The sequence below is a fragment of the Methylorubrum podarium genome, from assembly GCF_022179745.1.
In the GTDB taxonomy this organism is placed as follows: domain Bacteria; phylum Pseudomonadota; class Alphaproteobacteria; order Rhizobiales; family Beijerinckiaceae; genus Methylobacterium; species Methylobacterium podarium.
The window spans coordinates 1-1,393 of sequence record NZ_BPRD01000685.1; the positions used below are offsets into that span (position 1 = coordinate 1).

The following is a 1,393-nucleotide window of genomic DNA, read 5'->3' on the forward strand; positions in this document are numbered from 1 at the left end:
GACGCCCGCCGCCCGGTCGAGTTCGGCCCGGAACGTCACCGTCTTGCGGGCATAAGGGTCCGCGCCCGGCGTCGCGCCCGTCGATTGCGCGTTGGCGAGGTTTTCGGAGACGACCCGCATGCGCAGCGACTGCGCTTCGAGGCCGGCGCTCGCGAGCCGCGAGGCGGAGAGCAGGGGATCGATCACGACCCGCTCCTGACCGCGGCCATCAGCATGCGGTGGAACGACTTCACCACCGCCGTGTCGAGGTTGTGCTGCCGGGAGACGTCGCCGGCCTTGAGCATCTCCTGCTCCAGGCTGACCGCGCTCGACGATTCGAGCACCTCCCAGGTCTCCGACGGCTTCGCCTCGCGCACGGGGATGCGGTTGCCCGGCGCGTCCAGGTGGGTCCGGGCCGTCGAGGACATGTCGAGGCCGGTCTTGGCCAGGACCTGGGCGAACGGCATCACGTCCCGCGCCTTGTAGCCGGGGGTGTTCGCGTTCGCGACGTTTCCGGCGATGGTGGCCTGCCGCGTCGCGAGGTAGCGCGCGTGCTGCGAGGCGAGATCGAACAGGTAGACGCCCGTCGTCATGGTCACGCCCCCATCCCAAGGGCCTTCGGAGAAATGCCGGACGCGGGTGCACTCCGAGGGTGAGCTCCGCGTCGGATGGGAGGTTTAGGTAGGCAATCTTGCACGAGGCTGGCTCGCGCCTTGACAGGGGCGGCCCTCGCGGTAGCGCCTGTGGGTGATGGACCAGATCGACGAGCGGGCCGGCGCGGCGGCCTCCGACGCAGAGCGCGGCGGCGAGGGCGCGGCCCCGCTCCGGCCGGCCTCGGCCCGCTATGCCGGGGGCGCCGGGCCGGGCGGACGCGAGGGGCTGCACCGGATCGTGCCCAACAACCGCTTCGCGCGGGTGGGTTTCGGTTTTTCCGATCTCGCCCCCGGCCGCTGGGCCTGCCTGCAATTCGGCCTCGCCTTCGAGGAGGGCGAGGCGGCGGCCCTGGCCGTCGATGCCGCCGCGGCCGGCTTCGACTTCCTGGCGGCGGACGGGTCCAGCCTCGATCTCGACCACGTGCCGGGGCTCGCCCGCAGCCTGCTCGATCCGCAGGTCGCCTGGATTCCGGGGCCGGCGCTCCTCGGTGCGGATCCGTTCCGCATCGCCTTCCGCGTGCCCGATCAGGCGAAAGGCGTCGTCGTCACCCTGCGCTCCTGGCGCAACACGGGCGCCGTCACCGTCGCCGATCCGGTCCTGCGCCTCGGCGCGCCCGATCATGGGCCGGGGCCGCGTCGGCGCCCGCTCGGCGGAGAGGGGTTGCGATTCGGCTACGCGCTCGCCGAGGAGATCGCCCTGGTACTGCGCGGCCAGATCTACGCCGCGCGGGCCGACGAGCATGCCGCGCGGGTGCGGCTCG

General features: G+C 72.9%; 2 protein-coding genes and 1 pseudogene. 1 reads left to right on the plus strand and 2 read right to left on the minus strand.

What is annotated here, in order from left to right; translation table 11 throughout:
• Both MFF42_RS25795 and flgB read right to left on the minus strand, forming a co-directional pair.
• The coding region (locus MFF42_RS25795; RefSeq protein ID WP_238258812.1) for a flagellar basal body protein at window positions 1-186 on the minus strand (186 nt) is incomplete at its 3' end.
• Window positions 183-572, minus strand: coding sequence for a flagellar basal body rod protein FlgB (gene flgB, locus MFF42_RS25800; RefSeq protein ID WP_238258813.1), 390 nt, complete (start codon window positions 570-572; stop codon window positions 183-185). The genes flgB and MFF42_RS25795, both read right to left, overlap by 4 nt.
• 157 nt (window positions 573-729) lie before the next feature.
• Here flgB and MFF42_RS25805 point away from each other — a divergent pair.
• Window positions 730-1,393, plus strand: a pseudogene (locus MFF42_RS25805) (heparinase II/III domain-containing protein); the annotation flags it as partial.